This window comes from Streptomyces sp. 2A115, from assembly GCF_052245575.1.
Taxonomy (GTDB): domain Bacteria; phylum Actinomycetota; class Actinomycetes; order Streptomycetales; family Streptomycetaceae; genus Streptomyces.
In genome coordinates this window covers 170,752-183,376 of sequence record NZ_JBQQCG010000005.1, presented here as the reverse complement: position 1 = coordinate 183,376, position 12,625 = coordinate 170,752, and the positions used below count along the sequence as shown (strand labels likewise).

Annotated in this window: 20 protein-coding genes and 2 pseudogenes; 7 read left to right on the top strand and 15 right to left on the bottom strand. The window is 68.8% G+C overall.

From position 1 onward, the window contains the following. Positions 1 to 90: 90 nt before the first annotated feature. A complete protein-coding gene (locus ACTWQR_RS07005; protein WP_443226028.1) occupies positions 91 to 705 on the bottom strand; it encodes a class F sortase in 615 nt (204 codons plus the stop codon). Next, positions 702 to 1,070 carry a sortase-dependent protein gene (locus ACTWQR_RS07000; protein ID WP_443226027.1) on the bottom strand — a complete coding sequence of 123 codons (369 nt, stop codon included), beginning with the start codon at positions 1,068 to 1,070 and terminating at the stop codon, positions 702 to 704. Before ACTWQR_RS07000 ends, ACTWQR_RS07005 begins: the two co-directional genes overlap by 4 nt. A gap of 138 nt (positions 1,071 to 1,208) precedes the next feature. Here ACTWQR_RS07000 and ACTWQR_RS06995 point away from each other — a divergent pair. After that, positions 1,209 to 1,669 (top strand): annotated as a pseudogene (locus tag ACTWQR_RS06995) (MarR family transcriptional regulator); the annotation flags it as partial. 313 nt (positions 1,670 to 1,982) lie between these two features. Here ACTWQR_RS06995 and ACTWQR_RS06990 read toward each other — a convergent pair. Together ACTWQR_RS06990 and ACTWQR_RS06985 are read right to left on the bottom strand one after the other, a co-directional pair. After that, positions 1,983 to 2,639 carry a sigma-70 family RNA polymerase sigma factor gene (locus tag ACTWQR_RS06990; RefSeq protein ID WP_443226026.1) on the bottom strand — a complete coding sequence of 219 codons (657 nt, stop codon included), beginning with the start codon at positions 2,637 to 2,639 and terminating at the stop codon, positions 1,983 to 1,985. A gap of 137 nt (positions 2,640 to 2,776) precedes the next feature. Continuing rightward, positions 2,777 to 3,469: a hypothetical protein gene (locus ACTWQR_RS06985; RefSeq protein ID WP_443226025.1), complete on the bottom strand. Its 693-nt coding sequence runs from the start codon at positions 3,467 to 3,469 to the stop codon at positions 2,777 to 2,779. A 158-nt stretch (positions 3,470 to 3,627) separates the two neighbouring features. Here ACTWQR_RS06985 and ACTWQR_RS06980 point away from each other — a divergent pair, with 158 nt between their 5' ends. After that, positions 3,628 to 4,014: an alpha/beta fold hydrolase gene (locus tag ACTWQR_RS06980; RefSeq protein WP_443226100.1), complete on the top strand. Its 387-nt coding sequence runs from the start codon at positions 3,628 to 3,630 to the stop codon at positions 4,012 to 4,014. Positions 4,015 to 4,047: 33 nt separating this feature from the next. Here ACTWQR_RS06980 and ACTWQR_RS06975 read toward each other — a convergent pair whose 3' ends face one another. Continuing rightward, complete coding sequence (locus ACTWQR_RS06975) at positions 4,048 to 4,323, bottom strand: hypothetical protein (protein WP_443226024.1); 276 nt, start codon at positions 4,321 to 4,323, stop codon at positions 4,048 to 4,050. A 123-nt stretch (positions 4,324 to 4,446) separates the two neighbouring features. Between ACTWQR_RS06975 and ACTWQR_RS06970 the strand changes: the two are divergent. Further along, positions 4,447 to 4,673 (top strand): annotated as a pseudogene (locus ACTWQR_RS06970) (Scr1 family TA system antitoxin-like transcriptional regulator); the annotation flags it as partial. 409 nt (positions 4,674 to 5,082) lie between these two features. Here the strand turns inward: ACTWQR_RS06970 and ACTWQR_RS06965 are convergent. Next, positions 5,083 to 5,631: a hypothetical protein gene (locus ACTWQR_RS06965; RefSeq protein WP_443226023.1), complete on the bottom strand. Its 549-nt coding sequence runs from the start codon at positions 5,629 to 5,631 to the stop codon at positions 5,083 to 5,085. A 138-nt stretch (positions 5,632 to 5,769) separates the two neighbouring features. Between ACTWQR_RS06965 and ACTWQR_RS06960 the strand changes: the two genes are divergently transcribed. The 4 genes from ACTWQR_RS06960 to ACTWQR_RS06945 are packed head-to-tail and all read left to right on the top strand — an operon-like array spanning position 5,770 to position 7,291. Next, positions 5,770 to 6,483, top strand: a complete 714-nt coding sequence (locus ACTWQR_RS06960) for a helix-turn-helix domain-containing protein (RefSeq protein ID WP_443226022.1) — start codon at positions 5,770 to 5,772, stop codon at positions 6,481 to 6,483. After that, positions 6,480 to 6,794, top strand: coding sequence for a hypothetical protein (locus tag ACTWQR_RS06955; RefSeq protein WP_443226021.1), 315 nt, complete (start codon positions 6,480 to 6,482; stop codon positions 6,792 to 6,794). The genes ACTWQR_RS06960 and ACTWQR_RS06955 overlap by 4 nt, the downstream gene beginning before the upstream one ends. Before the next feature lie 4 nt (positions 6,795 to 6,798). Then, entirely contained in the window at positions 6,799 to 7,077 is a 279-nt protein-coding gene (locus ACTWQR_RS06950; protein WP_443226020.1) for a helix-turn-helix transcriptional regulator, read from the top strand. A 4-nt stretch (positions 7,078 to 7,081) separates the two neighbouring features. Then, positions 7,082 to 7,291 (top strand): helix-turn-helix transcriptional regulator, encoded by a 210-nt coding sequence (locus ACTWQR_RS06945; protein ID WP_443226019.1) that lies wholly within the window; start codon positions 7,082 to 7,084, stop codon positions 7,289 to 7,291. A 487-nt stretch (positions 7,292 to 7,778) separates the two neighbouring features. On the opposite strand, the gene ACTWQR_RS06940 is transcribed toward ACTWQR_RS06945, so the two are convergent. The 9 genes from ACTWQR_RS06940 to ACTWQR_RS06900 all read right to left on the bottom strand — a co-directional run bounded on the left by ACTWQR_RS06940 (position 7,779) and on the right by ACTWQR_RS06900 (position 12,540). Further along, positions 7,779 to 8,102 carry a DUF6415 family natural product biosynthesis protein gene (locus tag ACTWQR_RS06940; protein WP_443226018.1) on the bottom strand — a complete coding sequence of 108 codons (324 nt, stop codon included), beginning with the start codon at positions 8,100 to 8,102 and terminating at the stop codon, positions 7,779 to 7,781. Between the two features lie 163 nt (positions 8,103 to 8,265). Then, positions 8,266 to 9,477, bottom strand: coding sequence for a helix-turn-helix domain-containing protein (locus ACTWQR_RS06935; RefSeq protein ID WP_443226099.1), 1,212 nt, complete (start codon positions 9,475 to 9,477; stop codon positions 8,266 to 8,268). A gap of 165 nt (positions 9,478 to 9,642) precedes the next feature. Then, positions 9,643 to 10,170, bottom strand: coding sequence for a hypothetical protein (locus ACTWQR_RS06930; protein WP_443226017.1), 528 nt, complete (start codon positions 10,168 to 10,170; stop codon positions 9,643 to 9,645). A gap of 103 nt (positions 10,171 to 10,273) precedes the next feature. Then, positions 10,274 to 10,465, bottom strand: a complete 192-nt coding sequence (locus ACTWQR_RS06925) for a DUF397 domain-containing protein (RefSeq protein ID WP_443226016.1) — start codon at positions 10,463 to 10,465, stop codon at positions 10,274 to 10,276. Next, entirely contained in the window at positions 10,438 to 10,854 is a 417-nt protein-coding gene (locus tag ACTWQR_RS06920; protein ID WP_443226015.1) for a DUF5753 domain-containing protein, read from the bottom strand. The genes ACTWQR_RS06925 and ACTWQR_RS06920 overlap by 28 nt, the downstream gene beginning before the upstream one ends. Further along, complete coding sequence (locus ACTWQR_RS06915) at positions 10,814 to 11,146, bottom strand: carboxypeptidase-like regulatory domain-containing protein (RefSeq protein WP_443226014.1); 333 nt, start codon at positions 11,144 to 11,146, stop codon at positions 10,814 to 10,816. Before ACTWQR_RS06915 ends, ACTWQR_RS06920 begins: the two co-directional genes overlap by 41 nt. Positions 11,147 to 11,174: 28 nt before the next feature. Next, positions 11,175 to 11,705, bottom strand: coding sequence for a trypsin-like serine peptidase (locus ACTWQR_RS06910; protein ID WP_443226013.1), 531 nt, complete (start codon positions 11,703 to 11,705; stop codon positions 11,175 to 11,177). Positions 11,706 to 11,777: 72 nt separating this feature from the next. Continuing rightward, on the bottom strand, positions 11,778 to 11,987 hold the full coding sequence (locus ACTWQR_RS06905) for a hypothetical protein (protein ID WP_443226012.1): 210 nt from the start codon (positions 11,985 to 11,987) through the stop codon (positions 11,778 to 11,780). Positions 11,988 to 12,102: 115 nt separating this feature from the next. After that, positions 12,103 to 12,540, bottom strand: a complete 438-nt coding sequence (locus tag ACTWQR_RS06900) for a DUF2267 domain-containing protein (RefSeq protein WP_443226011.1) — start codon at positions 12,538 to 12,540, stop codon at positions 12,103 to 12,105. Between the last annotated feature and the right edge of the window lie 85 nt (positions 12,541 to 12,625).

Genomic DNA, 12,625 nt, shown 5'->3' with positions numbered 1-12,625 from the left:
GTGAGGGCACTCGGATGCCTCAGTAAAGAAGGATCCCGGGCCGTCGGCATTCGGTTCCATCGGCCCAGGATCCGGGGGCGGGTTGGCGGGTCAGGGACTCGCCGAGCTCAGCGCGGCGAAGACGATCACGCTGTCGCGGTACCCGTCACCGGTGCGGGGGCCACCGCACGTGATGAGCCGCAGCTCCGGACGGCCCACGTCTCCGTAGACCGCGTCCGTCGGGAAGTCCGCCTGGGCGACCGTCCGTACAGCGTTGACGGTGAACACCGCCCCTGTGCCGTTCTCCAGGCGCGCCACGATCCGCTGACCTCGGCGCAACCGCGCGAGATGACGGAAGACGCCGTCCCCGTAAGCGCCGACACTGACATGGCCGAGGATCACCGACGGGCCGATCTGACCCGGCGTCGGCGAGTGCTGGTACCAGCCCGCCCGGTCGTCCGCCGTGATCGGAGGCACCTGCACGCTCCCGTCCGAGGCCAGCCCCAGCCGCAGGACCGGAGTGTCGACCTCGATGGCCGGGATCTGCAACCTGACCGGGACCGAACGCCCGAGGGCACGCACCGCCTTCGCGGAGGGCCGCGGAGACGGTGGGCTGCTCCGGGGGGTTGCGGTCGTGGCCCGGCCGGCCTGGTGGCCACCACCGCAGCCCACGAGCAAAGAGGCCATCGCCGCTGTGGCGAAGGCGCGCCTGGAGGGCAAGGTCATGCCCCGGTCGCCCGCCGACGCCGTACGAGATAGACCGCCGCGCCGCCACCGACGAGCACCGCGGCAGCACCCCCGCCGATCAGCCCGCCCTCCGCTCCGGACTGCGCCGACTCCGGCGCCACACCCGTGTCCGGCGCGCCACTGGGCACGACGGAGACCTCTCCCTCGGTCGGCGCCAGGGTCGGCTCGGCGCTCGGAACCGAGGTCGGGGCTACGGAGTCGGCCGGGGGCAGTGAGGCGCTCGGAACCGGAGCCTTGGTGGCCGGGACGGGGGTTGGGGTTGCCCCGTCGGCGAACGCGGGCACCGTGCCCGCCAGTACAGCGGTGAACCCGAGTGCCATGGCACTGAGGACAGTCCGGCGCATGAATCGCTCTCCTTCATCGGTTCGCCCGCGCGATGAGCCGACGGGCTGCGTTATGGATCGAGCGGAGAGACGAGACAGCGGCAGGCCGGGTTGCAAAGGAATGGCAAAGCCGCCAGAAGCCGCCGTCGGCACACCGGAATGGAGGGCAAGCCCCGCCCCGCAGCCTCCGCCTCGGACGCGTTCAGTGCGATGGACGACCTCATCGCGACGAGCATCGTCGGCCGGCAGGAGTTCGCCCGGAACCTGGCTCTGAGCGTCACGGACCTCATCTGCTTCGCGTACATCCTGGAGGCCGGGACTCACCGGTCACCGGAGGCGACCTGGCCGAGCGCGCACACGTCACGACAGGGGCGGTGGCCGGCATCCTCAACCACCTGGAGCGCGGCGGGTTCGTGACCCGGCAGGCGGGTCCCGCGGACCGGCGCCGGGTGCGCGTCGCAGCCGTCCCGGCCGCTGCCGAGCGAGTGCCCGCCGTTCACGGGCCGTACCACGGGCTCCTCTCCGAGCTCTTCACGGACTGCACGCCGGACGAGATCGCCGTACTCGCCGACTGGTTCGCGCGCGCCGGTGCGCCGGCGCGCGCTTACCTGGAGGAGTCGTGCCAAGCGCTCCGCTGGAAGAACGGTGATGCTGTGTCGACAGGCGGCTCCGCCGCGTGCGCGGGCCGGTGGGGGGGGCTGGTCGCTCCCCCACTCTCGACTTCTCCCCCACGCTCGGCTTCGCTCGAGGGGGACCCCATGAGCGGGGTACCCCCCTCGCGGCGGAGCCGCATATGTCACAGCCCCGCCCCCCTTACGCGGCGCGGTACCGCGCCGTGGTACCGCGCCGAACTCAACCAAGACCGCTTGGAGCGGATCTCCCGGTCGACGGTGATGAGGGCTGGGCCCGGCCGGTGGTCCCCAGCCCCTCGCCTCAGGCAGCCAGGGCGGCCGCCGCCGAGCGGCCTCGGCCGACCTGCTCCGTCACTCCCCGATCCGGGCAGGGCTCCTCGGCCTCGGCCAGCAGGCCCAGAAGGGTCATGCGGGCGCGGGCCACGCGGGAGCGGACGGTGCCGACGGGGCAGTCGCTGAGTTCGGCCGCCTCCGCGTACGGCAGGCCCAGCAGCTGGGTCAGGGTGAACGCCTCACGGCGTTCGTCGGGCAGCGCCGCCAGCAGGTCGAGGAGCGCGATGCCGTCGTCGAAGCCGGGCAGGTCGTGCGGCTGAGCGCGCTCGACCGCCAACTGCCAGTCCTCCGCATCGGACAGCCGCGGCCGGGCGGCGGCGTACCGGAAGCTGTCGATCACCGCACACCGTGCGATGGCCAGCAGCCACGCCCGGGCCGAGCAACGGCCCTCGAACCGGTGCAGGCTGCCGAGCGCCCGCAGGAACGTGTCCTGGGCCAGGTCATCGGCGGCCTGAGGGTCCGCGGAAAGATGGGCTACGTAGCGCACGACGTCACGGTGCAGGGCGCGGACAAACTGCTCGACGGCCTCCGGGTCACCACCGCGGGCGGCGAGTGCCCAGGCCGTTGTCATGTCGTCGGCCGACGCCGTCTTCTCGCGTGAGGTGGGCAGGGCAGGAGTGGTCACCTGGTGTCCTTCTCAGGTCATCCTGGATCCGGCACCCGCGCGTGAGCGGGGCGGTCCGGCGAGTGGGGTACGGCCGTACGAGCAGGTACGGCCGAAACCCGAGGCGCGCAGGGGCTGCCTCGGGATGCCGGCTGTCGTCAGACGACAGCGGTCCCCACGGGCGGCCCCCGCGAAGTGATCACATGGACGAGCAGGAGTCGCCGCGGAATCCGGTCCGAGCGGCGGCGCACGCGGATGCGGGGACGGTGCGCAGGCGCGGGCAAGGCATGCAACAACAGCCGCAGCGGCGAGGCCAGCCAGCCGGCCACGGCCCGCAGAATGCGGAAGGCGGCGCGCTCCCCGTACGCGAGCCACAGGCCGCACAACAACGCGGCCAGCAGGTGGGCGCACAGCATCCCGAACGACGATGTACTACCCGTGGCGTGGCCGGTGTGGTCCATGCGCCCCATGTCCATGGAATCCGTCGGCACGGTGCTCATCATCATGGAACCCATGCCGCGGCCCGTGGAACCCATGTCCATCGAGGCCATGTCCCCAGACACTGACGCCGCTGCCCCCCAAACCGATGAGGGCGCGCCGGACTGCGCCAGGGAGAACGCCGAGTGGAGCGCTGTCTGTGCGGCGACCACGACGGACACGATCAGCGGAAGCCCACGCTCTCGGTCGGCCAGGCACCAACCCGCCGTACCCGTCACCACGGCACCGGCCGCCAGCGCCCACCAGGGCACCCGGCTGCCGGACATCATCACGTGGCCCAGGGCGGCGAGCAGCACGCAGACGGCCGCGAACACCGCGGCCCGAACCGTGCGGGAACACCACCCAACGATCATGACGGGCCTCATCCTCGCATCTGCGGTTCGGTCGTCACGATGAGGTACGGAAATTACCCCTGCCGCACACTCAATCCGGAACCCGTGATCCAGAACACCGCATCGGGCCGGAACTCGACGGACGTTTGAGCCGACCGCTGCTGTGGGGCGAGGGAAATGTGTTGCGGAGCAAGGGACATGCCTATTGCGCAGGTCCACCATGGCGAGCGGTTCAGCACGGTCACGCGTCGCCCGGATCGCTTTCCGCGGCGTGGACTCGTGGGGTCTTCGACTTCGAGCGGCGCGTCAACAACGCCGCACGCCGGGCAGCACGGCTCGGCGGTCCTGTGGCGCTTGTCGGGCACAGCATGGGCGGCCTCTTGGTCGGCAGGGTCGCCAACGCTGTTCCCGAACTCCTCGCGCACATCTGCTACATGGCCGCCGTCTGCCCGAGCCACAGCATGCCGTCCCTCGACGCCTGTGCGACCTCACCCGAGGGGCAGCGCGCCATCGGCCCGGCGGACCCCCACGCCGGGCACGCCGGCCCTCGGACCCCGCTCGCGTGACGGACCGCTCCACGGCCTGCCGCATAGCAGCGGTCACGCCACCCGGAGTTCCACCGGACTGGGTGTGCCGACGCGGGCCGTGGCTCCTCCCTCGGCCAGGCGATCGTCCGGGGTCTGCATGACCCAGGCCATCAGGAGGGTGTCGTAGTCCTCTTGGCTGAGTTCCTTACAGGCGTCGGGCCGGTTGGTCTTGGTCGAGGTCTTGTCCAGAGCCTTCTCGCAGTCAGCTTGGATCTCCGCTTCGGACTTGCCGCAGGCGGTAAGCAGTAGCAGCCCCGCGACGACCCCGGCCCTTATCGCTGTGCGCATAATTCCCCCTGGTGGTGCTGATGTGATGCAGCATCATGCGCTGTGCCGGAGGGCCGTATTGCCCGTGTGGCCATCCTGTGACCCTTGTTGGTGAGGAGGCGCCCCGGCCGGGATGTATCCGCATATCTGTTCTTCGACAGCCCGGAGTCGCAGGCCAGCGCGATGCGCACGCTGGAGAACTCCGTGGTCCCGGGGCTCCAGCAGACGCCTGAGTACGCCCGCGAGGTGACGCGGGCCGCCATATCGACCTCACCGGGCCTTTCGTTATCTTTTCATTTCCGAGCATATCTGATCTGGGTGTGGTTGTTCTCGACCACTTGACGAGTAGCGTTCCTCTAGCGCGGAAAGAGACTCCCAAAGGGGAGGGCACCCGCAGCGCCTGCGAAAACGACGCGGATGCCCCTCCGACACCACCAGCCCTCAACGAGAGTCAGGAGTCCATAGGAGTATGCCCAAAGATGAACCGCCCATCCAAGGGCCGAGTCCTCCAGCCAACGTGCTCATGTACTGCGCAGCGCTTCTCGCTGGCGTCACGCTCGTCATTCTCGGCCACGTAACTCCCATTGAAGCCTCGGGCTTCATATCTCCCTTCCTCGTCATCTTCGAAGGGACCAAAGCTCGCAGGTAAAACTGCGCCCCCGCAGCCACAACGACGGCGGGGGTGTCGTGCAAATACATCGCCGCCTCACGCCACACCGGCAACGACGCCTACCCCGTAAAGATCATCACCGATGAACCGGATGAGGCCTGCCAGCCTCCTCATGGCGAATCGGCTTCTTCGCTTGTCGGCGGAGATCGAACTGCTGCTGGAGCTGGCGACTGGGAACCCCAAGTCAGCGCTTTAATCGCTAGGTGGGCGAACCTTGACTCCAAGCCTGCATCGAGCACAGAGGCTAGGACAATCTTAGGTTCGCCCTCCGCCGTCCATTTGATCTTCAACTTGGGGGGCTCCTCAAAGCCTGCCTTGGCGGCATCCCAGCCCCATTGAGCGCCGCCGCGCATCACATCCTCGATTGCTTCTCTGCGTATCTGCACGATGTTTCGCTGGTCTTCAGGCGGCATGGCACCTGCCCGCTGAATCAGGTCTTGATCGGTTTGAGCGGCAGCGGCTACAGAATCATTCACTGCTGCGTGCGTCATCTCGATCTCTTGGCCAGCAATATTGAGGCGGACGTTTTTGTTGCCGAACATCCTCCGGGCATCTTTGTTGAGCTCGGGGGTGCGCGTCAGCATTCGAGCGGCCAGCAACGCGAGGACCACGACAGTGAGAGGCCACTTCAGCGAGGCGATGAACTCAAGGACGCTCATCAGGGCCTTCCGGCGGCGCCATCGATGCGGATGCCAATCGGTGCCTGGCGTCCTCGATCCTCCTACTAGTGTGATGCGCCAGAAATCCTGAGGATTAGTTACTACCCTGTTGGCATGTCGTATCCCGGGCCTTCTGCTGTGGAGATCACGCTGTCCGAGGCTGAGCGCGCTGAGTTGGTGCGCCGGACGCAATTACCGCACCGGCGCTCGGCCGAGAAGGCCCGCATCATCCTGGCGTGCGCTGACGGCATGTCAAACGCGGGTGTGGCGCGAGTCGTCGGTGTCCAGGCCAAGACGGTGGGCAAGTGGCGTCGGGCTTTCGCCGCGGAGCGGATGGCGGGGCTTGAGGACGCCGGCTGGATTGGCCGGCCGAAGGCCGACCTGGTCCTCGACGATGCTGAGCGCAGGCAGTTGACGCAGTGGGCGCGGCGGGCGAAGACCGCCCAGTTCCTCGCGTTGCGAGCCAAGATCGTGCTGCGTTGCGCGGAAGGCGGGACGAACCAGCAGGCCGCGGCCGACCTCGGTATCGACAGGTCGACCGTGGACCGCTGGCGGGCCCGGTTCATCGCAAAACGGTGTGTCCTGGCCCGGGACCGACTCCAGGGTGGCCACGATGACCTCCTCGACCTGGTCGAGGAGGATCGAAGGCGGCCGGCCCGAGCGCGGCTCGTCATGCAGGCCATCGAGGCATCCCGCCTCAGCGGCCGGACCATCGAAACCCTCTACAAGGACCGCCAGAAGCAGAAGCGCTCCGGCCGCAGCGATGGCCCGTGGTCCTCGAATGTCGGCCGGAAGGCCGCCTGGCGTGGCCATCCAGACGGGCCCCGCCCCGGACGCGCAGCAGATCCATGAAAGCCGGCCGCCTGAGCCACTCCAGCGTGTTCATCGACGGGAGTAGCCGTGGCCCCCGCAAGCTTCCTCCGGTCCGGGACGGCATCCCTACCCCCGGCACCCCCGAGGGAGAGCTCTTCCACTTCCAGCCCACCGAGGCTGAGATCTGGCTCCCCTTCAGCGCTCGCAAGCTCAGCCTGATGGCTTTTTCCCGCGAGATCCCCCACGTGAACAACGGCAACAAGATCTGGTTCTCCGGGATCAACATCCGGGCCGTCTCGGAGCAGTTCACGGTCCAGCCCTTCACGCGGCGCCAAGACCTGAAGGAATGACCCGATGCCCCGCCTCCCGAAGGAAGGCCCCCCGCCGCCGCCCGACGGCTATGTCTGGAGCGACGAAGCAGCCCGCAGGCTCGGCCTCAGCCGCCGGACGCTCTGGAACTACCGCCAGCTCGACAAGGGCCCCAAGGCCAAGCGCTACCGCGGCCGGCTCGTCTACGCGATAGCCGACATTGACGCGCACAAGAAGACCGCGCTCGACGCCGACGACGAAGAGCGCGCCCACGACTCCCGCCCGGCCGAGCCGCGCCCCACAGGACCACGTAGAAGCGAGTAGCCCAGTGCCTATCCGAACGCGCATCAAGCAGAAGGCGCCTGCGGGCTGCCTGCGGATCGAGGGCTCCGCCCCTTACCTCGGCCTAAAGCTCACGACGCTACGGAAGTGGCGCCTGCTAGGGAAAGGCCCCACCGGCTTCAAGATCGGCCGGCACATCGCCTACCGCATCGCCGACCTCGACGCCTACCTCGAAGACCAGTACCAGCGGCCATAGCGCCCGACCCGGAGCGCGCCCAGGATGCGCGCCCCCCGGAGCCCCGCATCCCCAGACGTCTACCGGCAACCCATTGCGGAGGCGCTTAGGAATGCCGGCGATCAAGCAGTCCCCCCGGACCCCCACCAGACCGGCGGACCTCAACGCCCCGTACTTCAGCCTCCGTGAAGCCGCCTGGCTGCTCCACTGCAGCGTCGACACGGTCCGCCGGAGGATTGCCGCCGAATACCCACACAGTCAGGAAAGGAAGGGAGGAACGATCCTGATTAGCCACGATGACCTCGTCTACTACTACAACGTCAGCCGGATCGCGTCGCCCCGCCATCGACGGTGAGGCGCTGGCCTCGACCGGTGGACATGCCCGGCCGGGGTCCCACGTCGCCCGCCATCGGGACGGGCGCGGCGACCGCGTGAAGGGAGCCTGACGTGGGTTTGATCCCGCCCGCCCTCAGAGCTCACGGGGTACGAGGACGGGCGGGGGTCCGCGTCACCCGTGCTCGGCGTCGAGTCGCTCGTAGTGGTCACACAGGGCGTTCAGGACGCGGGCCAGGCGCCGCGCGTAGGCGACCGCCCTGGATGTTCCAGGGCCCGGTTCAGTGCTCAGTTTTCCCCGGGCCTCGCCAACGCACGCCAGTGCGCAGTACTGCGCCACGTTCTTGGGTCGACCCCCGACTGCGCGTTCGACGTCGGGCATGAGTAGCTCGAGCTGGCCGCGCATTGTGCGGGTGAGCGTGTCCACTTCGTCGGCAGTCGGCGGGAGGGCATCCGCGCCAGCGTCCGGGCCGAGCAGACGATCGGCGGTCTCGCGCATCGTCTCAATGTCCGGCGGTGCTGTGGCTGCCGGCGGTTCCTGGGTTGTCCTGCCGCTGGCCATACGCGCTCCCCGACTTCAGTGATCGTTGTGTCACTGACGGTAGGAGCGCCGGGAGTTGGGAAGGGGCAGGAATCCTGCCCCTCGCTCACATGTGCGACGGCTACGCGGCCAACAGACCCAGCTTCACCGCGAGTTCAGAGGCGCGACGCCTGCGCTCCGGCCGCTTCGACTCGGTCTCCTCCAGCACGATCCGGCGGGCGTACCCGTTGTACTTGATGGTCTCCGGCGCGGCCTCGTGCGCCTTGTCCAGCGTCGCGAGCGCCACGTCGGGCTGCCCGTCGAGCTGGTATCCGCGGGCCTCTTCGATGCGGTGCCGGGCGCGACGGGGCCGCGACTTGATGACGCTCTTGTCCGCCTTCGCTGCCTGCCGCACGGACTCCCCGCCCTGGTGCAGCTCGACCGCCACGGTGACGGCGTGGGCGCCCATGATGGCCTGCCCGAAGCTGGTGACCGGATGGAAGTAGGCGGCGGGCATCTTCTTCGCGGTCTTCTCCGCCTTCTCCCACCAGCCCCACGCCGTGCCGTTCTCGCCGCGGCGGGCCGCCGTGTAGCCGGCCTCGAACTGCAGGGCTCCGGCGATCGCCAACACCTTCTCGTCGGCGTCGGGGAGCAGGGGTTCGAGGTAGCGCAGGGCTTCCCGTGTGACGGCGTCCGCCGCGTCGAAGTGGTTCGGGCCGCTGTCGCGGTGGGCCTGCGCGGTCAGCCACGCGGCTACGCCGATGGCGTGCGGGTCCTCGCTGTCCTGGGCGGCCACCATGCCGCGCTCGGCGACACGCCACAGCAGCGCCGAGTCGGGCTGGTAGGCCACGAAGAACTGACTGAGGCTGTACACCTCGGAGAGCACGGCTTGGGCAGTGCGTCGCTCGGCGCCCGTTTCTGCCTGACGGACCGCGAGTTGAGCGTCCCGGATCAGATCCGGCAGCAGCCGGCCCACGACTTCACGGTGGTTTGGTGCCTCATGGCGGGCGGCCCATGCTCGGGCCAGCCTGTGCTGCAGGTGCTCGGCCGGAGGCGCCTGCCAGTCGACGGTGAGCGGGAAGGCGTCGACGGCTGCGCGGACGGCGGGCAGGCAGGAGTGGCGGGGGCCGATGAACAGGTCGACGTGCATGGACTGGTCGCCGGTGAGGTCGGCGAGGTCGCGGACGCGGAGGGCTTCCGCGATGCGCAGGATCACGGGCAGTTTCGGTACCTGGATCTGTCCGGCCTCGACTTGCTTGACCCACGACGGGGACTTGCCGAGTAGGCCGGCGAGGACGGGGCGGCTCATGCCGCGTCGCTGGCGGAGGATCTGCATTCTCTGTCCGAACGCCACCGGTTCGGCGAACGGGTCCGGGGTAGCATCTGAAGACGTCACGGGCCTTGCCCCTCTCCTGTACAGCTCACCACTGCCAGGGTATGGGGCAGGGCCCTTGCCATGTGATGGCCCTACAAACACGAAAGGGCCCCCTGCTCGGTCGCGGTGACCGTGCAAGGGGCCTCAGCGCGGTCCTGGTTGGCCGGCGTACAGGCTTCGGACGCGCCTGCTCAGGGCATCAAAGGCCTCGTTGACAGCCGACCCTACGGTTCCGAAGTTGACCTCGTCTGCCGTCAGCGCGTCGGCCATGGCGAGGTCAATAGCTGTCATTGCCTGCCGGACTAAATCCCGCACCGTGTCATCGAGGATGAAGCCGACGTGGCCGTGTAGGGCGCTCTCGGAGGCTTCGAGCGCCTCGTTCGCTGCGGTGAGGTCATCGTCCGGCGTGGGCCGCCCCTGCTCATGAGCCTCACGCTCCCTGCGGACTGCAGTGGTGAAGTTCAGGAACAGCTCCCTGTAGTCGTGGAGCTTCTGATTGGTTTCGATCAGGTGCTGCAGCTCGAACTCATCGCGCCGCTGCTTGGCAGCCTCCGCAGCGTCCTCGGCTCTCTCAGTGCGCTGCCGCTTGTACGCGAGCCATCCATTCAGCTGCGTCGCCAGACCGCCGAGGAAGAACGCCGCGATGCCCCACCAGAAATTCCATCCCTCCATGCCGCGGAGTGTATGACCGTCCTGCCTCGACCCGCGGGCGCGCCACGGCGAACATGCGAAAGGCCCCCGTCCTCGGCCAGTCGAGGCGGGGGCCTTCTGTCGTTCAACCTGCAGTCTTCACCCAGTCGACGAAGCCCTGCCAGCTGCCCTCAGTGAGCCGCACACGGGCGCCTGCTGGCCACTTGGAGTCCCTCACCAGGACGCCCGCCGCGGGCCACGCCCACTCCACGCACGAGGCAGTGCCCGTGTACGTGGACTTCGTCCAGATCAAGGACTCGCCCAGGGTCTCCGGCACAGCGTCTCCCTCGTAGCGTCGATCAGATCGAGGGACCGATCAGGCGGCAACGCCAGGCTCAGCAACCTGTCCCATGCCGAACTGTAGGCGGCAACATCGTCCGGCCGGGTCGTGATCTCCGAGGACGTCAACGACTCGACGAACACCGCCCGTTGGCCAGCCGCCCGGTACAGGGTGGAGGCGGCGAGCCCGGGGTGGGCCTTGATGCCCTGCGGCAGGACCTGCACCGTGAAGGACGGCCGCAGGGCGGCCACGGTGAGCAGGTGCTCGAGCTGGTCGACGAGTACCGCGTGACCGCCGATAGGCCGGTACAGGGCACTCTCGTCGATGACGAACTGCACGGCGCGGCTACGGGCGCCACCGAGTTGGTCGATGCGTTGCAGGCGCATGTCGGCCCATTCGCCGACGGTCTCGAGCGGGCAAAGCCGGGGTCGTCGCGCGGATCGTCGCCGCGGCGTATGAGTAGGACTGGAGCAGGCCCGGGATCCTGCACTGGAGGGTGTAGTCGCTCTCGGTGCGGACCGAGAGGGTGAAGGTGCCGGCGGTGTCGGTGAGGGCGGCGATGTCGGGGTACGGTCCCGGGCCCGCGGTCAGGTAGACGCGGGCGTCCGGGACCGGTGCGCCGCTCGCGTCGCGGACTACTCCCGTGATCAGGCAGATGGTGTCGTCGCCGCGTGGCACGGTCGTCGTCTCCAGGTGTCTGCCGGAGTCATGCCTTCCAGGCCACCAGGTTGTCATAGACCTGGGTGGTGATCCTGGTTCCGGAGTTCGTCGTCGCTCCGCCGTAGGCGTGGACGGCGAAGGCGTAGCGGCTTCCGTTGATGATGCGGTAGACGGCGCTGCCGCTCTGGCCGCCGGCGGTGTCGATGTCGATGTGCACCTTCAGCGGGTTCACCGCGCTGATGCCCCGGCTGTCGTACCAGAGGGTGCTCGGGGGCTTGTCGCCCGGGTAGCCGGCGATGTTGCCGGTGGTCTTCAGCAGGTCGGCGTCCGGCCATGCCCCGAAGCCGAACCAGCCGGTGATGGAGCCGAGTTCGGTAGGGATGACGATCGCGCCGTAGTCGTAGTTCTCGTCTCCGGAGTTCGTCCAGCCAAGTACCGAACGGCAATTGGTGCTCGTGACGGAATCGAACGGCGGCGTGGTGCCGTTGCGGCCGGGCATGACCTGGATGCTCTTGACCCGGCCGTCACGTCCCGGCACGCCGCTGTCCTTGATGTACAGCACGTGGCCGGCGGTCACGAGCGTGTGCGGCCCGATGAACCATCCGCTGCCTGTCCAGCGGGAGTTGTCGGCGGCCGTGACGGGCAGGGATCAGGTCGCGCGCCACGGGTAGGCCGAGGTGTCCGTGATCCGGACGCGGTCGTCCGGTCCGTGAACGGTCTCGGCCAAGGGCTGGGCCGGTCCGAACGAGGCCTCGCCGATGTCGCGCGGTTCAGCCGTCGGCGCGGTCCATCCTTCGGCGGCCATCACCGTCTCGTCGTCCGGAGGCCGGTAGCCCTCCACGGCCTCCAGGCCCTCCACGGGCTCCCACCGAGGGCCACCCCCACTCCGTACTGTGCTGTGTGCGTGCAAGTCCGTTCTTTGCAAGAGCCGCGGGCCCGGTTGAACCGCCGGCTGGAGGGCGGCCCGAGCGGCGTCAGGTTCCTGAATCGTCGGCTCGGCTGATGGGGAGCAGTTCGCGAATGTCCGCCGGTAGTGCTGCCGCCACCTTCTCCATTATCTCGGGGGTGACGGCCGCATCGAGGACCTCCAGGACGGAGGCGGACTGCTGAATGGCGGCTTCCTCGGTGGTGCCGACGCGTGCGGCGACGCGGCCCGCGAATGCGGTCAGGTCGAAGCGTTCGGCATGGCCGTGGCCCGCGCCGGCCCTCTCGGCCTCATCGGTTGTCGCTGTGATGGACTCGGCGAGCCCCGGTGACAGCTGCGCGGCCAAGTGGTCGGCGAGCCCCGGCGGTACGCGCTCGGCGAGCGTGGTGAGCACGGCCCGGGTCGTGTGCTCGGCGGAGCCTCGATCCGGGAGCTGGGCGAGTGCCTGTACCTTCCCGATGAGTTCGTCGTGCTGCACGGTACTCACGTCCTTTCCGTACGGGGTGCGCGCAGGTCGGCGTACGCGACTGCTGTGCGGGACACGCGGTACACGCCGTCGAATCCGCCGAGTA

Coding starts and splice junctions, on each gene's coding strand:
- ACTWQR_RS06930 (WP_443226017.1), bottom strand. CDS start 10,170: ATGGAGGGATGGAATTTCTGGTGGGGCATCGCGGCGTTCTTCCTCGGC.
- ACTWQR_RS06965 (WP_443226023.1), bottom strand. CDS start 5,631: ATGAGCGTCCTTGAGTTCATCGCCTCGCTGAAGTGGCCTCTCACTGTC.
- ACTWQR_RS07005 (WP_443226028.1), bottom strand. CDS start 705: ATGACCTTGCCCTCCAGGCGCGCCTTCGCCACAGCGGCGATGGCCTCT.
- ACTWQR_RS06940 (WP_443226018.1), bottom strand. CDS start 8,102: ATGCGCGAGACCGCCGATCGTCTGCTCGGCCCGGACGCTGGCGCGGAT.
- ACTWQR_RS06955 (WP_443226021.1), top strand. CDS start 6,480: ATGAAAGCCGGCCGCCTGAGCCACTCCAGCGTGTTCATCGACGGGAGT.
- ACTWQR_RS07000 (WP_443226027.1), bottom strand. CDS start 1,070: ATGCGCCGGACTGTCCTCAGTGCCATGGCACTCGGGTTCACCGCTGTA.
- ACTWQR_RS06950 (WP_443226020.1), top strand. CDS start 6,799: ATGCCCCGCCTCCCGAAGGAAGGCCCCCCGCCGCCGCCCGACGGCTAT.
- ACTWQR_RS06920 (WP_443226015.1), bottom strand. CDS start 10,854: ATGCGCCTGCAACGCATCGACCAACTCGGTGGCGCCCGTAGCCGCGCC.
- ACTWQR_RS06985 (WP_443226025.1), bottom strand. CDS start 3,469: ATGATCGTTGGGTGGTGTTCCCGCACGGTTCGGGCCGCGGTGTTCGCG.
- ACTWQR_RS06975 (WP_443226024.1), bottom strand. CDS start 4,323: ATGCGCACAGCGATAAGGGCCGGGGTCGTCGCGGGGCTGCTACTGCTT.